This window comes from Streptomyces sp. JLBG701 (genome assembly GCF_058544905.1).
The window spans coordinates 425,134-444,514 of record NZ_CM178588.1; the positions used below are offsets into that span (position 1 = coordinate 425,134).

At 73.3% G+C, this 19,381-nt stretch carries 3 protein-coding genes; 1 reads left to right on the forward strand and 2 read right to left on the reverse strand.

The window, feature by feature from the left end; translation table 11 throughout:
• Nucleotides 1-43: 43 nt before the first annotated feature.
• Both AC5DRG_RS02060 and AC5DRG_RS02065 read right to left on the reverse strand, forming a co-directional pair.
• Nucleotides 44-14,362: an SDR family NAD(P)-dependent oxidoreductase gene (locus tag AC5DRG_RS02060; RefSeq protein WP_491807605.1), complete on the reverse strand. Its 14,319-nt coding sequence runs from the start codon at nucleotides 14,360-14,362 to the stop codon at nucleotides 44-46.
• A 181-nt stretch (nucleotides 14,363-14,543) separates the two neighbouring features.
• On the reverse strand, nucleotides 14,544-16,277 hold the full coding sequence (locus AC5DRG_RS02065; protein ID WP_491807606.1) for a fatty acyl-AMP ligase: 1,734 nt from the start codon (nucleotides 16,275-16,277) through the stop codon (nucleotides 14,544-14,546).
• A gap of 524 nt (nucleotides 16,278-16,801) precedes the next feature.
• Here AC5DRG_RS02065 and AC5DRG_RS02070 point away from each other — a divergent pair.
• Entirely contained in the window at nucleotides 16,802-19,315 is a 2,514-nt protein-coding gene (locus AC5DRG_RS02070) for a PP2C family protein-serine/threonine phosphatase (protein WP_491807607.1), read from the forward strand.
• The last annotated feature ends 66 nt before the right edge of the window (nucleotides 19,316-19,381 follow it).

Genomic DNA, 19,381 nt, shown 5'->3' on the forward strand with positions numbered 1-19,381 from the left:
CCGGCCCGAGGCCGAGGCTCGCCACCATCCTTGGCCGGCCCGGTCACTGCTTCTCCCAGGAGCGGAAGGCCCGCAGGTGTTCCGGCGTGACCACGACTTCGAGGCGTTCGTCGTCGTGGTGGCCGCCGCCGAGCGCGGCCAGCAGACGGCGGGCCGGAACGTTGCGCGCGGTGCGCTCCGCCGTCAACCGGACCTTTGTGCAGCCGAGTTGTTCGGCGCGGTCGGCCAGCCATGCGAGCAGGCGTTCCTCGACGCCCCGGCCGAGCGCCCGGCAGCTCATCATCCAGGCCAGCAGGTCGAGTTGGTCGCCGTCCGCGCGGAGGGCGAGCAGCCCGATCTGGCCGTAGTCGCCGTACCGGTCCCGGGCGACGGCCGTCCACACCTCGCCGCGCTCCCGCCAGCGGGCGAGGTCGCCGCCGTCGGCCGACCGGGCGCGCAGGGTGAACTGGTTGGTGCGGCACACCAGTTGCTCACCACGCTCGACGTCGGCCTCGACCAGGGCCCGGATGTCGACCTCCAGGCCCAGTTGGGCCAGGAACTCCTCGAATCCGGCCTCTTCGCGTACGGCGTCCCGCTCACGTTCCTGTTCGTAGAACCGTGCCCGCAGCGCGTCCTCGGCGGTCGCCGCGGCCGGGACCAAAGGCCACAACCGGCCCAGGAATGCCTCCAGTTCCGCTGCGGGAGGGCAGGTCACCGACAGCACCTGCGGCAGCGCCGAGCGCATCTTGGCGACTTCGGCCGGGTTGTCGTCCAGGAACAGGAAGCTGTCCACGCCGAGGTTGAGCGTGTCGGCCGCCTCGGACAGACGTGCCGGCTTCGGGCCCCAGGCGGCGGACAGGACGCTGAAGTGCTCGGCCTTCAGCAGGCTGTCCGGGCGGTCGAGGACGGCGCGGACCGTGTCCTCGTCGTTGTTGCTGACCAGTGCGAGCAGTGCGCCCGCCGCACGCCACTGAAGCAGCCTGCGTGCCAGCAGGGTGCGCGGGCCGGTCAGGTCCACCGCCTCGGGGCCGATCTCGCCGGCCACTCCGCCCCACAGGGTCTCGTCGCCGTCCACGGCGATCACCTTCGGCGTGGGGCGGCGCACCGCCCGCACGAGCTCGGCCAGGCGCAGTGCGACGACCGCCTGGAAGCGCGGGGTGAAGGGAAGGTGGGCGAGCCGCTCGGTCCGCTCGTCGAACGGTTCGTCGACAGCGTGGTGCCCGCTCCAGTCGTCGGGGGTGAGCACCGCGATGCCGGGTGAGTCGGCGAGTTCGGCGGCGATCTCGCGCTCCCAGCGCCCGAGACGGTCGTTGTCGCGAGCGGTGGGCAGGAAGCCGACGATCAGCGGCTTGCGGGTCCGTTCGACGAGGGCCCGCACCGCTGCCGGGTACTCGGTGCGCAGCTCGGCGAGCAGCGTGTCGTCCACCGGGCCGAAGCGTTCCAGGTCCGCCGCGCGCAGCAGGACCACGCCCATCGCCGTGGCGGGGTCGGCGAAGACGCCGGAGGGGTCCCTCAGGCTCGCGAGCACCTGGTGGTACGGGGCCTCGTCAACGGTCAAACCGCCGTCCTCCGCACCGTCGTTGACGGCTGCCTCGCACATCAACGGCAGGTTGCCGAGGGCGAAGGTGGCGGCGAGGGCGAGCGTGCGGCGCGCAGGGATGGCGGGCTCGTCGGCAGGCGAGGCGCTCGGAGTGTCATCGGTGGTGGAGGTGGCCGGGACCAGGTCCGTGGCCTGGGACGCGGTCGTGGCCGGGAGGGTCTCGGGGATCGTACGAACCACTGCCGTCGCGTCCTCCACCCCCTCGGCGAGCAGCCGCACGAACTCCTCCCCCAGTCCGCTGGCGGTATCCGCGTCCAGGATGTCGAGGTTGTGGTCGAGGCGGATACGGCCCGCGTCCGGCGTCATGGTGACCATGAGGTCGAGGTCGGAGTAGCCCGTGCCCGCAGGCAGGATCTCCAAGCCGGTCAGGCTGCGCGAGGAGCGGACGAAGTTGAAGTAGACCTCCACCAGGGGCGCGTTCGCCCGGTGCAGTCCTTGCCGGGCCAGGGTGGCCAGGACGTCGGAGAACATGGCGCCCTTGGCCAGGATCCGCTCCAGGCGGCCGTCGGTGCGGCGCAGCACGTCCTCGATCCGCTCACCGGCGCGGGCCTCGGCGGGGAACGGCACGGGTACGCCGTAGAAGCCCACGGCGTCGAACGCGTCGGCGTGGATGCGGGTGTCCACCGGGACGGCGAGGACGAAACGCTCGCGCTCCCGCATGCGGGCCAGCAGCACGGTCAGGGTGCCGAGGCAGAAGGCTGCAGGGGTGATGGCGAGGCGGCTCGCGGCCGTCGACACCTGTTCCATGAGCCCGTCCGGGATCGCCACGGTCACGCTGCCGGCCCGGTAGGTGCGGGTGGCCGGGCGCGGGCGGGCGAGTGTCAGGTCGAGGCGTTCACTGCCGTGGAAGGCTTCGCGCCAGTCGGTTGCCGCGACTCCCCCGCCCGTCTGCTGGGCCTGGATGAGGAGGTCGATGTCCCGGTTGGTGACCTCGGAGCCCAGTGCGGTGCCGGAGAGTTCGGCGTCGATCTCCCCCGCCACCAGCAGGAGGGACTGGAGGTCGCTCACCGCGTGGTGGGCGCCGAACACCAGGGTCTGGCCGCGTGTGCCGCCGTCGAGGAGTTCGAAGCGCCACAGCGACGGCCGCGTCAGGTCGAACGGCACTTCCAGCAGCTGCCGCAGCCGGTCGGCGGGGTCGATTTCGTCCTCGGCGGCCACCGCCGTCCAGGTCAGGATCGGTGTGGTCAACTCCCGGTCCACGCACAGCTGTCGGCCGCCTTCGGTGCCGGTGACGACGGCGGTGCGCAGGGCGGCGTGGCGGCCGGTGAGGCGGGTGACGATGTCGGTGAGCGTGTCGCGGGTGGTGGGTGTGGTGAGGCGTACGGCGAGGCCGACTCCGTGTGCCGCGTCGGGCATGTCCGGCTGGGCGCTGCGGAGAAGTCGTACGACGTCGCGGGTCGCGGGCCGCAGTTCGGTTTCCGGTACCTCGGGCAACTCGGGCCGCTGATCGACCGGTTGTTCCTGTGTCCCGGCCGCCCGTTCGGGCAGGGCGTTGCCCAGTGCGCGGGCCAGGGCGCGGATGTCGGCGGCCGCGAACACCTCGGCGGTGGGCAGTTCGACGCCGAGTTCGCGGGCGAAGGCGTTGCGCAGCCGCACCAACATCAGGGAGTCCAGGCCGAGTTCCTTCAGGGCCGTGGCCGCGGAGACGTCCACGACGCCACCGGAGACCTCGCCGACCCTGGCCCGTACGTAGGCTTCGAGCCATGCGGTTCGGTCGGCGTCCGTCGTCGCCTCGAACACCTTCTTGACGAGGCCGTCCGAGTCGCCGGTGCCGGTCGGGGCGGTGACCAGGTCGCCCAGGATGGGGCGGGTGCGTGCGGCGTCCGGGTCGAGCGACAGCATCTCCCAGTCCAGGGCGATCGGCGCGAGTTGGCGCCGGGCGGTGCCCAGGACCCGCTCGAAGAGTTCGCCGCCGTCCTGCGGGGAGAACGCCACAAGGCCGGACCGGCTGGTCTCGGCGGCGCGAGTACCGGACTCGGCCACCATGCCCACCCCGGCCCAGGCGCCCCAGTCCAGGCTGAGCGCCCGCCGGTCGGTCCGGGAGAGGTGGTGTGCCCAGGCGTCCAGGAAGGCGTTCGCGGCCGAGTAGGGGCTCTGTCCGGCCGAGCCGAGCAGGCCTGCCGCCGAGGCGAACAGGACCAGGTTGTCGGCCTCCGGGATCAACTCGGTGAGCAGGGCGGTGCCCAGCACCTTGGGGGCGAGCACGCGCAGCACACGGTCGTCGGTCAGATTCGCCACCGTGGCGTCGTCGAGGACACCGGCGGCGTGGACGACGGTGGTGATCGGTCCGGCTTCATCTCGTACGGCGTCCAGGGCGGACGTCAGGCCGTCACGGTCGGCGACGTCGGCGCGGGCGAGATGCACGCTCACACCGCGCTGCTCAAGTTCCTTGATCCAGGCTGCCGTTGCCGCATCGGGTGTGCCCCGGCCCATCAGGGCGAGGCGGCGGGCGCCGCGGCGGACCAGGCGTTCGGCGACGACGCGGCCGAGGCCGCCGAGACCGCCGGTGATCAGGTGGACGCCGTCCGCGGGCGTCTCGGTGTTCGCGTCGTCGTCGGCGCGGGTACGGGCCAGGCGCGGGACGAGTCGGCCCGATTCCCGCAGGGCGACGAGGCGTTCGTCGTCCGCGTGCCGCAGCTGCTGCCACAGGGCGTCGACACCGCCCACGGCCGGCAGATCCACGAGGGTGACCGCCAGCTCGGGATGCTCCTGCGCCACGGCAAGGCCGAAGCCCCAGGCGAGCGCCTGCTGCGGGTCCGTCACCTGCGTGCTGTCACCGGCGGCCTGGCTGCCGCGCACCACCGTGAACAGGCGGGGAGCTTGGCCCTGCGGGCGATCGGCGAGCGTCCGTACCAGGTGCAGGGTGCTCAGGCAGCACAGCCGCGCCGCCTCCCGGGCCGTGGCGGCGTCCTCGACGGCCGGGGCGTCGAGCGCGGACAGCTGGACCACCCGAGTGGGCGGCCCGTCCGGGAATGCCGCGTCGAACAGGCGGGTCAGGTGCTGCGGGTCGGCCGGGTCGAGGACGTACAGGCCAGGCCCCTCCGCACCGAACGTCTCGCCCCTGCGGGCGATCACGTGCCGGGTCTCCGAGCCGAGCCGCTCCCCCAGTTCGGCGGCCACGCCCGTCTCGTCCGCGAGGATCAGCCAGCTGCCCTCGGCGGGTGGTTCCTGCGCTGCCGGACGGGGCTGCCAGCGGGTCTCGAAGAGGGCGCCGTCCAGCGGGGACAGCGCGGCCAGCTCGAACTCCCGGGCCTCCAGGATGAGTTGCTCGTGCTCGTCCCACAGCCGCAGGTCGAGGATCGCGGTGTCGCCGTGGACGGAGCGCAGCTCACAGGTCACCCAGGCGGGCGCCGTACGCAGCCCGGTGAACCGGAGTTGTCCGAAGCCGGCGGGCACGAACGCCCGTCCCTGGGGGGCGTTGCCGGGCAGGGCGGCCGTGTGGAAGGCGGAGTCGAGGAGGGTGGGGTGCAGCAGATGTCCGGCGGCGGAGCGGTCGGCGAGCCGGGCGAGCGCGGCGGTGTCCGTGCGGTGGCCCGAGCGCAGGTTGCGGAACGCGGGGCCGTACTCGATGCCGAGGGAGCCGAGTTGGGCGTAGATCGCCGGCAGGTCGGCCTCCTGCGTGCACCGTTCGCGCAGCGTGGCGGGCAACTCGCCCGTGGTGGAGACGGGTTCGGCGGGAGCGGTGGTGACGCGTCCACTGACGTGCCGTTCCCAGCGCGGACGCCGCTCGCCGGTGGGTGCGGAGGCGATGGTGAAGGTGCGCCGGCCGTCCTCTTCGGGCAGCAGGACCAGTTGCAGCCGTACGGGGCGGTCCTCGTCCAGGCGCAGTGGCTGGAGGAACCGCACGTCGGCCAGGTGGACTTCGCCTCCCTCGGTCAGCGTGGACGCGGCCTGGAGGGCCATGTCCAGGAAGGCGGCGCCGGGCAGCCAGACTTCGCCGGTGACCCGGTGGTCGGTGAGGTAGGCGAAGCGGCTGTCGCGCAGGTCGATGTCGCTCTGGAAGAGGTGCCGGTCGGGTTCGTCGCTGGCCTCGACGTGCGTGCCCAGCACCGGGGAACCGCCGGCGGTTCCGCCGGACGGGGCGGGGGCGAGCCAGTGGCGTTCGCGAGCGAAGGCGTAGGTGGGCAGGGCGACTTGGCGGCCTTGCGGGAACAGGGCCGTCCAGTCGGGTGCGTGTCCGGCCGCATACAGCTCGCCCACCCTGCGCAGCAGGACGTCGCGTCCGTCCTGCTGCCTGCGCAGGGAGCCGACGGCGACCGCGTCGATCCCGGCCTCGGCCGCCACCGCCTCGATGGAGGCGGTGAGTGAGGGGTGCGGGCTCGGTTCGACGAAGTAGCGGAAGCCGTCGTCCAGCATGCGTCGGATCGTGTCCGCGAAACGGACGGGCTGCCTGAGATTGGCGAACCAGTACTCGGCGTCCAGCCGGTCCCCGGGCACGGGTTCGGAGGTGACCGCCGAGTACAGCGGGGTCGGCGCCTGGGCGCCCCGGACGCCGGAGAAGCCGCTCAGCAGCTCCCCGCGGAGCGGTTCCATCAGGGGGGTGTGCGAGGCGAACGGTGTCGACAGGCGGCGGGCGCGGATCTGGTGCTCGGCCAGGTGGCGGACCAGTTCGCCGAGCGCGTCGGTGTCACCGGAGACGGCTGTGGAGTGGGCGCTGTTGACCGCCGCGACGAACAGCCGGTCCGGGTAGGGGGCGAGCAGTTCCTCGACCTGCGTGCGCGGGAGATCCAGGGACAGCATGCCGCCGTGCCCGACCAGGGGTACGACCGCCTGGGCGCGCCCGGTCACGACGGTCACGGCGTCGTCCAGGGTGAGGGCGCCCGCGCTGTACGCGGCGGCGATCTCACCCAGGCTGTGTCCGACCACGGCATCCGCGGTGACCCCGAGGGCGCGCCAGGCGGTGGCCAGTGCGGCGTTGACCGCGAACAGCACCGGCTGAAGGTACTCGGTGCGGTCCAGCGGGGAGAACTCCTCCGGCGCCCGCAGCACGTTGAGGACCGACCAGCCGGCGTGCCGGTGGATCGCCTCGTCGATACGGGTCAGTTCCTCGCGGAACGCGTCCGAGCCGGCCATCAACTCGATGCCCATGCCCGCCCATTGACCTCCGTGCCCGGCGAAGACGAACGCCACCTTGCCCGTCTGCTCCTCGCGCAGCGGTGCGAGGGGAGCCCGTCCGGACGCCAACGCGCCCAGCCGGTCGAGGAGTTCACTCCGGTCGTCCGCGACGATCGCCGCGCGCCGCTCGAAGTGGCTGCGGTGGCGGGCCAGGGTGTGGGCGACATCCGGCAGAGCCACGCCGTCGGCGACGTGCCGGGCCAGCCGGGCTGCCTGTTTCCGCAGGGCGGCTTCGCCCCGCCCGGACAACACGAACAGCCGCTTCTCGGGCGGAAGTTCACCCGTCGGCTCCACCACGTCGGCGGTCGGCGCCTCCTCCACGATCACGTGGGCATTGGTCCCGCTGATCCCGAAGGCACTCACGCCGGCGCGTCGGACCCGCTCCCCCGTCGACGGCCAGGCCTGGTCCTCCTGGAGCAGCGCCAGACCACTGTCGTCCCAGTCGACGTGGCGGCTGGGTGTGTCGGCGTGCAGGGTGCGCGGCAGGGTCCGGTGGCGCAACGACTGCACCACCTTGATCAGACCGGCCACGCCCGAAGCCGCCTGCGTGTGACCGATGTTCGACTTGAGCGAGCCCAGGTACAGGGGCCGGCCCTGGGGGCGGGTGTCGCCGAAGACAGCCGCGAGGGCGTTCGCCTCGATCGGGTCGCCCAAGGTGGTGCCCGTGCCGTGTGCCTCGACGTGGTCGATGTCGCCGGGTTCGAGGCCGGACCGCTCCAGCGCCCGCCGGATCACCTGCTCCTGCGCCGGACCGTTCGGCGCGGACAGGCCCTGGCTGCGGCCGTCCTGGTTGACGGCCGTGCCGCGCAGCACGGCCAGTACCTCGTCCCCGTCGCGCCGCGCGTCGCTCAGCCGCTTCAGTACGAGCATGCCCGCGCCCTCGGCCCAGATGGCGCCGTCGGCGTCGTCGGAGAAGGAGCGGCAGCGGCCGCTCGGGGACAGGCCGCGCAGCCTGCTGAACTCCACGAAGGTCTGCGGGGTCACCATCAACGTCACACCGCCGGCCAGCGCCAGGTCGCACTCGCCCGACCGCAGCGCCTGCGCCGCCAGGTGCGTGGCGACCAGGGACGACGAGCACGCGGTGTCCACCGTCATGGCCGGGCCGTTGAGGCCCAGGGCGTAGGCGAGGCGGCCCGAGGCGACGCTGAGAGCCGACCCCGTTCCGACGTATCCGTCGAGCTGGTCGAGCCGGGAGCCCGCCAGGTAGTCGCTGCCGAACATGCCGACGTACACGCCGGTGCTGCTCCCCGCCAGGTCACCGGGCACGATCCCGGCGCGCTCCAGCGCCTCCCAGGCCGTCTCCAGCAGGAGCCGCTGCTGCGGGTCCATGGCCGCCGCCTCCTTCGGGGTGATCCCGAAGAAGCCCGCGTCGAACGACTCGATGTCGTCCAGGAAGCCGCCTTCGCGGACGTACGACTTGCCCATCGCCTCCGGGTCGGGGTCGTACAGCGACTCGACGTCCCAGCGCTTGTCCGGGAACGCACCGACCGCGTCACGGCCCTCGGTGAGCAGCCGCCACAGGTCGTCCGGGTCGTTCACGCCGCCCGGGAGCCGGCAGGCCATGGCCACCACGGCGAGGGGCTCGTCGGTCGCCGCCCGCGTGGTGCGGCCCAGCTGCGCGGCGGGGGTGGTCCTGTGACCGCCTGCGGCGAGCACGCCGGCAAGGAGGTAGTCGGTGAGGCGGGCCGGGGTGGGGTGGTCGAAGAGGAGGGTGGCGGGGAGTTTGGCGCCCAGGCGGGTGCCGATGCGGTTGCGGAGTTCGACGGCCGTGACGGAGTCCATGCCGAGTTCGCGCAGCGGCTGGTCGGGGCGGACGGACTCCGCCGAGCGCAGGCCGAGGGCGCGGGAGGCCTCCTCGCGGACCAGGGCCAGGACGCGTGCGGCACGTTCGGCCTCGGGCAGCCGGGCCAGTCGGTCGACCAAGGCGTCGCCGGCGTCCTGGCCGGGGCGGGGCGCGGGCAGCAGAGAACGCCACAGCGCGGCCGAAGTACCGCCGGTTGCCGCCGTGTTGTCGCGCAGGCGGGCCAGGTCCAGGGCCCAAGCGACCAGATGGGGTGCGCTGCGACGCAAGGAGAGTTCGACGAGTTCGCGACCCTGGTCGGGGGTGAGGGCACGGAGACCGAGGCGGGCCATCCGTTCCATGTCGGCGTGTTCGACGGCCAGGCCTTCGCCCGCCCAGGCGCCGAAGGAGACGGAGACGCCGGGCAGTCCCAAGGCGCGCCGGTGGTGGGCGAGTTGGTCGAGGAAGACGTTGGCCGCCGTGTAGTTGGCCTGGCCCGCGTTGCCGATGACGCCCGCTGCCGAGGAGACCAGCAGGAAGAGGTCGAGGGGTGTGTCGGCGGTGAGCCGGTGCAGGTGGGCGGCGCCGTCGACCTTGGGGCGCAGTGCCTCGGCGAGGCGCTCCGGTGTCAGTTCGGTGATCACCCCGTCGGCGAGGATGCCGGCGCAGTGCACGACGCCCCGCAGCGGCGACTCGTCGCCGATCCCGTCGAGCAGGGCGGCCACGGCCGTGGCGTCCGCGACGTCGCACGCGGCCACCTCGACCTCGGCGCCGAGCGCGGCCAGTTCGGCGGTGACCTCGGCGGTGCGCGGATCGGCGGTTCCCTGACGAGATGTCAGCAGCAGGCGGGGGACGCCGTGTTCGGCCAGGAGCCGGGCGATGTGCATGCCTACCGCGCCCAGGCCGCCGGTGATGAGAACCGTGCCGTCGGTCGGGACCAGGGTCGGGCGGCCGATCAGGTCGAGGACGACGGGGCGGCCGGTGGCGATCCCGCTCCGCCGTACGGCTTCGCGGGCGGCGGTGACGGGCAGCACCTGGGGACGCGTCAGTCCGGCTGCGGCCGCGCGCAGGGCCGCGTCGAGCTGTTCGCGGTCTTGTCCGGCGCCGCGTCCCAGGAGATCCGCGAGGGGCAGGGTGGCTCCGGTCGTGAACGGCACCTCGTCGGGAAGCACCACGACCAGAGCCGCGTCGGCGACGGCTTCAGAGCCGGGCGCCGTGTCGGCGAGGGCGACGACCCGCACGCCGGGGGCGAGTCCATCGCCATCGACGCCGACCTCGGTCAGCACACCCGCGCACACGGAACGCGGCACCTCGTCCCCGCTCACAAGGGGTGCCCTCGGGTGCAGCGACACCGCGTGCACCTGGATCCTCACCTCGCCGGGCGCCAACGCCCGGGGGGCCGCCGTACGCAAGGCGGGGTCCGCCGGGAGGCCGACCAGCTCGTAGTGGTCCTCGGCCGGAATCCGCAGTTCGTCGGCGGCGCGGGCCCGTACCAGGCGCGGGGCGAGCAAGGTGCCCGCGCGCAGGGCGAGTTCGGGTTCGTCGGTGAGCGACGCGGCGGACAGCAGGGCAGCTGCGGCATCGGAGCCGTCGAGGTCGAGCAGGGTCAGGCCGAGGTCGGGGTGTTCCGTGCGGGTGCTGCGGGCCAGGCCCCACAGCACCGACTGGGCCAGGCCGGGCACCGTGTCCCCGTCGCCGGTGCCGACCGCGCCACGGGTCACCCACACGGTCCGGGCGGGGGCCTCGCCCTCGGGCAGGGCGATCAGCGCCTGCAGCTCGGCCAGCGCCGCGGCCGCCAACTCCTGTGCCGCTGCGGCCAGTTCGGCCTCCGGCGCCGGACGCGGCCAGAAGCGTACAACGACGTCCGCGCCCGACTCGCGGATCTCGACCCCGGCCGCCTCCAGACCCCGCACCACATCCGCGACCTCGGCGTCCGCATCCTCACCGACGACGGCCCACCCGGTGCCCGGCGTCCCGGCGGGCACCTCGGACACGGCCGTCCAGGCGACCTCGTACAGATGTCGGCTGTTCTCCGATCCGCTGTTCAGGTCGGCCGCGTCCACGGCCCTCAGGCGGACGCCCTCCAGTCGGCCCGCCGGGAGTCCGTCGGTGTCCCACAGGGTCACTTCCAGCGTGAGGTCGGTGCCGGTGCCGCCGGATCGCCGTACAGACGCGGTGAGTTCACTCGCGCCGCCGGGCGGCAGCACGCAACGGGCGAACGCGACCGGCAGCAGCACCCGGCCGTCGGCCGCCTCGAACGCGGCCGCCACCTGCAGCGCGGCGTCCAGCAGCGCCGGGTGGACCGGGTACGGGTCGGCAGTGTCGCGGGCCTCGGTCGGCAGCGAGAGCCGGGCCAGCAGTTCTCCGGCGCCGGTCATGACGGCCGACCGCACGCCCTGGAACGCCGGGCCGTAGCCCAGGCCCAGGCCGCTCAGCCGCTCGTACGTCTGCGCGTTCCAGGCCTCCTCGGCGGCCTCCGGCCACACCGACGGCGGCCCCACCGTCACCGGCGCCGACTCGGCCGCCGACGCGGTGGCGTGCAGGGTCCAGCCCGTGGCCTCCTGGGCGCGCGGGCGGCTGTGCACGGTGACCTCCGGTACGGGACCGGCGGTGACGACCTCGACGGACACCTCGACCGTGCCGGAGTCGGGCAGCGTGAGGGGTGTGAGGAGGAGCAGGTCGGTGACGTCGCCGGGCTCGTCGGGGCGGGCCACGGCGAGTGCGGCTCGGCACAGTTCCAGCAGCGTCGTGCCCGACACCACGGTCCGCCCGAACACGGCATGGTCGGGCAGCCAGTCGGCGGTGGCCGGGGACCACTCGTTGCGGAAGGTCCAGCGGGTCTCGTCGGCCGACTGGAGCTGGATGCCAAGGAGCGGGTGCGCGGCGCGGTCGAACAGGGCGGGGGCGCCGGCGGCGGACTCGGGCTCGATCCAGTGGCGTTGCGGGTCCCAGGCGTACGTCGGCAGGTCGGCCGGTGCCATGTCGGGGACCAGTCGGCGCCAGTCGATCCGCCGTCCGTGGACGTGGAGTTGGGCGGCGGCCAACTCCAGACAGGCGGGGCCGTCCTCGTCGCGGCGCAGCGAGCCGACGGCGACCAGGTCGTCGCGGCCCAAGTCCTCGGCGACGGTACGTACGGCGGTGAGCAGGGACGGGTGGGGGCTCAGCTCGACGAAGTAGCGGTAGCCGTCAGCCACCATGCGTTCCACGGTGGGCGCGAAACGGACGGGTTCACGGAGGTTGGTGTACCAGTAGTCGGCTTCCAACTCCTCGGTGACCGGCTCGCCGTGGACGGTGGAGTACCAGGCGACGGACGTCGGGTAGGTGGTGACGCCGTCGAGTTCGTCGAGGATCGTCGTACGGACCGGCTCGACCTGGGCGCTGTGGGACGCGTAGTCGACATCGAGTCGGCGCACGAACACCTGCTGCGAGTCGAGGTCGGCGAGCAGCGCCTCCAGCGGCTCCACATCCCCCGCGATCACCGTGGAGCGGCCACTGTTCACGGCGGCGACCGAAACCCGGCCGTCGAGGTCGGCGAGGCGAGCCTCGACCTCGGTGTGCGGAAGGGCGACGACGGCCATGGCGCCGGTGCCGGAGAGCTGGGTCAGGGCCTGGCTGCGCAGGGCGACGACCGCGGCCGCGTCGTTCAGGCTGAGCGCGCCGGCGACGCAGGCCGCGGCGACCTCACCCTGGCTGTGGCCGATCACGGCGTCCGGGCGTATGCCACGGGCTCGCCACACGGCGGCCAGGGACACCATCACGGCGAAGAGGACCGGCTGGACGACGTCCACGCGGTCCAGCGACGGGGCGCCGTCGTCGCCGCGCAGGACGGAGGTCACCGACCAGGTCGTGTAGGGGCGCAGGGCGGCGTCGCAGCGGTCGAGTTCGTCGGCGAACACCGGGTCGCGGTCCAGCAGATCGCGGGCCATGCCGGTCCACTGGGCACCCTGACCGGGGAAGACGAACGCCAACTTACCCTGCGAAAGGGCCTGTTCGGGGCCTACGACCGCCTCGGCGTCGGGCTGCCGCTCGGCGAGGGCGTGCAGCGCGGCCAGGAGTTCGTCGTGGTCGCTCGCCCGGATGACCGCTCGGTGCTCGAAGTGGGTGCGGTGATGGGTGAGCGTCGCGGCCACGGCGGGCAGCGGCAGGTGCGGCTGTGCCGCGAGGGCTTCGCGGAGGCGGCTCGCCTGGCCCTGGAGGGCGGGGAGGGTGCGCGCGGAGAGCGGGAAGAGGGTCGGTCCGCTGGTGCGGGGTTCTTCGACGGTCTGTTGCACGACATCGTCCGGCGCTTCTTCCAGCACCACGTGCGCGTTCGTCCCGCTGATCCCGAACGCGCTCACCCCGGCCCGCCGCACCCGGTCGCCGCCGCGCGGCCATGCCTGGGCGCCGCTGTGCACGCGCAGGTTGCCGCCCGTCCAGTCGACGTGCTCGGTCGGGATCTGGGCGTGCAGCGAGGCGGGGAGCATTTCGTGGCCGAGGGCGAGCACGGTCTTGATGACGCCGGCGATGCCCGCCGCGGCCTGGGTGTGACCGATGTTGGACTTCAAGGAGCCCACGCCCAGCGGGCGTTCGGCCGGGCGGCCCGGTCCGAAGACGGCGGCCAGGGCGCGGCCCTCGATGGGATCGCCGAGCCAAGTGCCGGTGCCGTGCGCCTCGACGTAGTCAAGGTCGTCGGGGTGCAGAGCGGCGTCGTCAAGAGCGGCGCGCAGGACCCGCTCCTGTGCCGGGCCGTTCGGGGCGCTCAGGCCCTGGCTGCGGCCGTCCTGGTTGATCGCCGACCCCTTGACGACCGCGAGGATCCGATCGCCGTCCCGGCGTGCGTCGGCGAGCCGCTTGAGCAGGACGAGGCCGCAGCCCTCGGCCCACACCACGCCGTCCGCGTCGGTCGAGAACGGGCTGCACCGCCCGGACGGCGACAGCCCGCGCAACCTGCTGAACTCGACGTGCCCGCGCGGGGTCACCATCAGCGTCGCACCGCCCGCCAGCGCGAGGTCGCACTCGCCGCTCGCCAGCGCCCGTGCGGCCAAGTGCAGGGCGACCAGGGAGGAGGAGCAGGCGGTGTCGACGGTCACCGCCGGCCCCTGGAGGCCGAGGGTGTAGGCGATGCGCCCGGAGGCGACGCTGGACGCCGAACCGGTGCCGACGTGTCCGTCGAGTTGGCCGAGCCCGGCGGAGGCAAGGTATCCGCTGTCGTAGAGACCGATATAGACGCCGGTGGAGCTGCCGTTGAGCGTGTCGGGGACGATCCCGGCGCGTTCGATCGTCTCCCAGGTGGTCTGGAGGAGGAGCCGCTGCTGGGGGTCCATGGCGGCGGCCTCGCGCGGCGAGATACCGAAGAAGGGCGCGTCGAAGCGGTCGATGCCGTCGAGGAAGCCGCCGCGCAGCGTGTAGGCCTTGCCGGTGGCCTCCGGGTCGGGGTCGTAGAGCCCCTGGGTGTTCCAACGGCCCGCCGGTACTTCGGCGATGGCGTCCTCGCCCTCGGCCAGCAGCCGCCACAGCGCTTCGGGGTCGTCCGCGCCACCGGGGAAGCGGCAGGCCATCGAGATGATGGCGATGTCACCGTCCGGCCGCACGGAGGTCTCGACCTGCGCCGCCGCCACCGTGACAGCGGGGCTGTCGTCGAAGACCGCCTCGCCGATCGCCGCGATGGTGGGGTGGTTGAAGACGAAGGACGGATCCAGGGCGCGGCCGGTCCGCTCGGCCAGGCCCGCGGCCAGGGTCACCAACTGGCGTGAGCCCAGGCCGAATTCGGCGATCGGGCGGTCGGGGTCGACGGCCAGCGGGTCCAGGCCGGTCTCCTCGGCGACGGCCGACGTCAGCCAGGCCCGGACCCCCTCGGGGGTCGTGACGGATTTCCCGGAGAACTGCTTCGGAGACTCGTTCGCAGGCATCTAGACAGGTGTCCTCGTGAACTCGGGCTCAGGCGTGGGAAAGCGGCTGGTGCGCCCAGTGGGTGGAGCGACACGGCCGACGCGGGCCGGGGCCGGGCGGCGTAAGACGGCAGGACCGGTCCGCGACCGACCGGCGCGGCCGACGGCGGCACGCCAAGGCGCGCGCCGCCGGCCGGTGACGTCATCTCGTGGCAGGTGCGGCGACCACGGAGAGGGTGCCGTCGAGGTAGGCCGTGCGGGAGGCGCGGCGCTGGATCTTCCCGCTGGACGTCTTGGGGATGGTGCCGGGGTGGACCAGCACGACGTCGCGCACCGACAGTCCGTGGGACTCGCCGATCGCGCTGCGGATCAGGCCGATGATCTTCTCGGCCTCCTCGACGACGTCCGGGGCCGTCTCGGCGACGATGACGGGCTGCTCGCCCTCCACTCCCCCGTCGCCCCCGTCGACGGAGAACGCGGCGGTGCAGCCGGGCCGCAGCGCCGGGTGGGACATCTCGGCGGACAGCTCCAGGTCCTGCGGATAGTGGTTGCGGCCGTCGATGACCATCAGGTCCTTGAGGCGGCCGGTGACGAAGAGTTCGCCGTCGCGCAGGAATCCGAGGTCTCCGGTGCGCAGGAAGCGGCCCTCCCGGTCATTGAGAGTGGCCCGGAACGTCTCGCGGGTGGCGAGGGTGTTGCGCCAGTAGCCCTTGGCGACGCTCGCGCCGGCGACCCAGATCTCGCCGACCTCGCCCTCGGGCAGCTCCTCCTGCCGCTCGGGGTCGGCGATGACCACGGTCGTGCCGGGACCGACCTGGCCCGAGCCGACGGCGGCCGCGTCCGCCGCACCGGCGTGGGGTCCGCTCTCGGCGGCCTCGATCAGGGTGGGCGGTGCCTGGACCGAGCCGCCGGTGACGATCAGCGTGGCTTCGGCGAGGCCGTAGCAGGGGTAGAGGGCCTCGCGGCGGAAGCCGGCCGCGGCGAAGGTCTCGGTGAAGCGGCGCAGGGTGGCGGCCCGGACCGGTTCGGCGCCGTTGAAGGCGACCTTCCAACTGCTCAGGTCGAGGCCGTCGAGGAGTTCCGGTGTGGCGTGCTTCAGGCCCAGTTCGTAGGCGAAGTTGGGGCCTCCGCTGGTGTGCGGGCGGTAGTGGCTGACGGCGGTCAGCCAGCGCTGTGGCCGCTGGAGGAAGTGCAGGGGCGAGAAGAGAGTGGCGGTGGTGCCGAGGTAGACCGAGTTGAGGACCGGGCCGATGAGGCCCATGTCGTGGTAGACGGGCAGCCAGCTGACGAAGAGTTCGTGGTCGTACTCCGCGATCGCATCCGGGGTGTGGCCCATCCGCTCGGTGATGACCCGCTCGTTGTCCAGCAGGTTCCCGTGGGTGACCATCACGCCGCGCGGGGCGGAGGTGGAGCCGGAGGTGTACTGGAGGAAGGCGACCGAGTCGGCGGTGAGGTCGGGTTCGCGCCAGGAGGCGGCCGCGTCGTCGGGGATGTCCTCGGTGGCGACACAGGTGATGTCGGCGAGTTCGGGCAGGTGCTCCGCCATCGCGCCCAGGGCGGCGATCACCTCGCGGCCGCCCAGGATCACCTTGGCGTCCGCGTCGGCTATCAGGCGCTTCATCCGGGTCAGCGCGCGGTGGTTCTGCGAGCGGCCCTGCGGGGGCACGCCCGGTACGGCGACGACCCCGGCGGACAGGCACCCCAGGTAGCCGCAGATGAACTCCAGGCCGGGCGGGTACAGCAGCATGGCGCGGGAGCCGGCCAGGCCGCGGTCCTGGAGCCAGGCGGCGACGGCTCGGGACCGGCCGGCCAGTCTCCCGTAGGTGATGTCCTGGACCTCGCCGTCGCACTCACCCGTGACGAGGTAGCGGTAGGCGGTCCGGTCGGGCTGGTGCGTGGCGTGCGTGGTCAGCAGATCGACCAGGGAACGAGCCATGTACGAGTCTCACCTGTTCGGGATCAGTGGGCGAGGAAGCTGAATCCGAAGGGCGCGTGATGCATGACGTCGTGAAGCCGTGGCCGTCTGGCTTCCTTGCCAGACCGTCCGCTCCGACCAACCCGCCCGAGGAGTCCGCGGCCATGCGCGCACCGGCTCCCCGTGCCCCCGTTCAGCTTGCTACCAACGAGTAGCAACCTAGCAAGTCTTTTCGACCGGGCCAGCATAACCCTTGGTATTTAACGGAATTGGGCTATCTGACGGCCAGTAACCGAAACATTTCGGCAACCAGACGCCCCTCAACACTCATACGTCTCAGCGGCGTCGAGCCGGAGGCGAAAGGTACGCGAGAGGCGACCGGGGCCCGGCGAGCGTGCATCATGGGGGCACTCCGGCCGGGTCGCGGCCGTGACGTCCTGGCGCCCGGGACGCCCGGCGGCTGATCGCGCAGGTGCGGGCCGGGGTCGTAGTGGCGCATTCTTGCTGTGTCGGGCGCGTGGCGGCGCACGGACTAGGTAGGGCCGATGACTGGGAGAGCCGAGGGTGAGACCCGGACGCCGGACGGGCTGGCCGGGCTGCTGGCCGACGCCTCGGCGGAGGCGATCCGTGCGGCCGGAGGCCATGCCGGAGGCGTCTATCTGCGCTCCGGCACGCCGGGGCTGCTGCGGCTGGCCGTGCTGGCGGGGCTGCCCGGGAGCCTGTTCCGTCCCTGGTGGCGGATGCATGTGAACCGCCCGTTCCCCGTCGCCGACGCCTACCGGCTCGGCGTCGAGGTGGTCCTCCCCAACGCCACGGAGACGATGCGCCGCTATCCGCAGTTCGCGGCGGGGCTGCCGTTCCATTTCGGATCCCTGTACATGCCTGTCGCGGTGCAGGGGTCGGAGCCGTTCGGCGTCCTGACAGTCCTGCGCCCCGCCGCCTCGGACGCCATCGAGCTGCTGCCCGAGCGCGACCGCATGGCGGGCCTGGCCGCCGATCTGAGCGCGGCCCTGCGCAAGCTGGCCCACGACGACGAGCGGGCCATCGCCTGGGACGGGGAACCCCTGTGCATACGGCCGCCCGCCGAACGCCCGCTCACGGGGCACAGCGCGCGTTTCACCTGGGATCCGGCGATGGACGCGCTGACCGCCGACCACGGCCTGTACGCCCTCCTGGGCGGGGACTCGGAGCGGTGCACCACGGGCGTGGAGGCGTTCGCGCGGGCCGTGGCGCCCGGTGACGAGCGGGAGGTCCTGGCAGCGCTGCGGGAGGCGGCCGGCGGGCGTCCGCCGCCCCTGCCGCTGTATGTGCGGGCCGCGGACGATGGCCTGCGGCTGATCGACCTCTGGAACGCGGGCGCCGTGCCCGGCCGGCTCTCCGGCGCGTTCGCGGTGCGCGGTGTCGTCCTCGATCCGGGACCGGGAGCGGCGGCCGACGGCGCCGCCGATCTGCTCCCGGAGGGCGTGTTCTGCCTGGACCGGCTGGGCCTGGTCGTCTACGCCAATCCGAGCGCCGCACGGCTCCTGGGCGTGCCGCGCACCCGGCTCCTGGGCCGTTCGCTGTGGGAGGGCGTGCCCTGGCTGAACCAGTCCGAGTGCGAGGACCATCTGCGCGGCGCCCTGCTGTCACCGGACCCGGTGCACTTCCACGTCAGACGGCCCGCCGCCGCGGCCCACGCGTCCGACGGGGACCGGCTCGCCATGTCCGTCCATCCGAGTCCGTCCCTGCTGACCTGCACGGTCCGCCCGGCGAACCGTGTCGCGGACGCCCCGGCAGGACCCGCCCCGGCACTCGGCGAGCAGCCGCCCGGCATCACCTCCATGTCCCCGCTGTACCGCCCGATCGTCCTGGCCATCGCGCTGACCGAGGCCGTCACCGCCCGCCAGGTGTCCGAGGTCGTCATGCGGGAGCTGCTGCCCGCGTTCGGCGGCGGCCGGCTCGCCCTCTATCTGCTCCAGGAGCGGCATCTCTACCTGTCCTGGGAAACCGGCTTCCCCAAGGGGTTCCTGGCCCCCTTCGAGGGGGTGGGCCTGGACGCCCGGCTGCCCGGCGTGGAGACGCTCACCAGTGGCCGCCCGCTCTTCTTCGACTCGATGGAGCAACTGGCGGCCGCCTACCCCGGCATCGCCCTGGACGCCACCGAGGGGGCCCGGGCCTTCCTGCCCCTGATCGCCTCCGGGCGTCCGGTCGGCTCCTGCATCCTGGGCTTCGACCGGCCCCGCGGCTTCAGCACCGAGGAACGGTCCGTGCTGACCGCGCTCGCCGGGCTGATCGCCCATGCCATGGAGAAGGCCCAGCGCTACGACACCGAGGCCGCCCTCGCCCGCGGACTCCAGCAGGCCCTCCTCCCCCGCCGGCTGTCGGCACATCCGCGGGTGGAGACCGCCGGGCGCTATCTGCCCGGGACGCAGGGCATGGACGTGGGCGGAGACTGGTACGACGTGGTCGAGGCCGGGGACGGGCTGGCCCTGGTCATCGGCGACGTCCAGGGGCACGGTGTGCAGGCGGCGGCCACCATGGGGCAACTCCGCAGCGCGGTACGGGCGTTCGCGCTCGGCGACCGTCCACCGGACGAGGTGATGGCGGGCACCAACCTGCTGCTCATCGACCTCGACCCCGGCCAGTTCGCCAGCTGCTGCTACATCAGGCTGGATCCCGCCACCGGTCTGGCCCGGGTCGCCCGGGCAGGGCATCCGCCGCCCCTCCTGCGCTACCCCGACGGGCACACCCGCGTCTGGGACATACCCGGCGGCGTCGTGCTCGGGGTGGATCCGCATGCCCACTATCCGGTGGCCGAGCTGGAGATCGAGCCCGGCGCCGTCCTGGCGCTCTACACCGACGGGCTGGTCGAGCGGCCCGGCATCGACATCGACGACGGCATCGCCGCCCTGCGCGTCGCCCTGGCGAAGGCCTGCGCCCCCGTCGCGGGCCGCGCCGGCCGCTCCCTCGGGAGTGTCGCCGACCGGCTCATCGCGAAGGCCCGGCATGCCGCGGACCGGCCCGACGACATCGCCCTGCTGCTCGCCGCACGCCGCCCGCCGAACGGGCAACAGGCCTGAACCCCCGGGCCCGCGAGCGCCCGCCCGTCACGGTGTGTGACGCCTCTCGCCTCCTGGGGCCCGGCA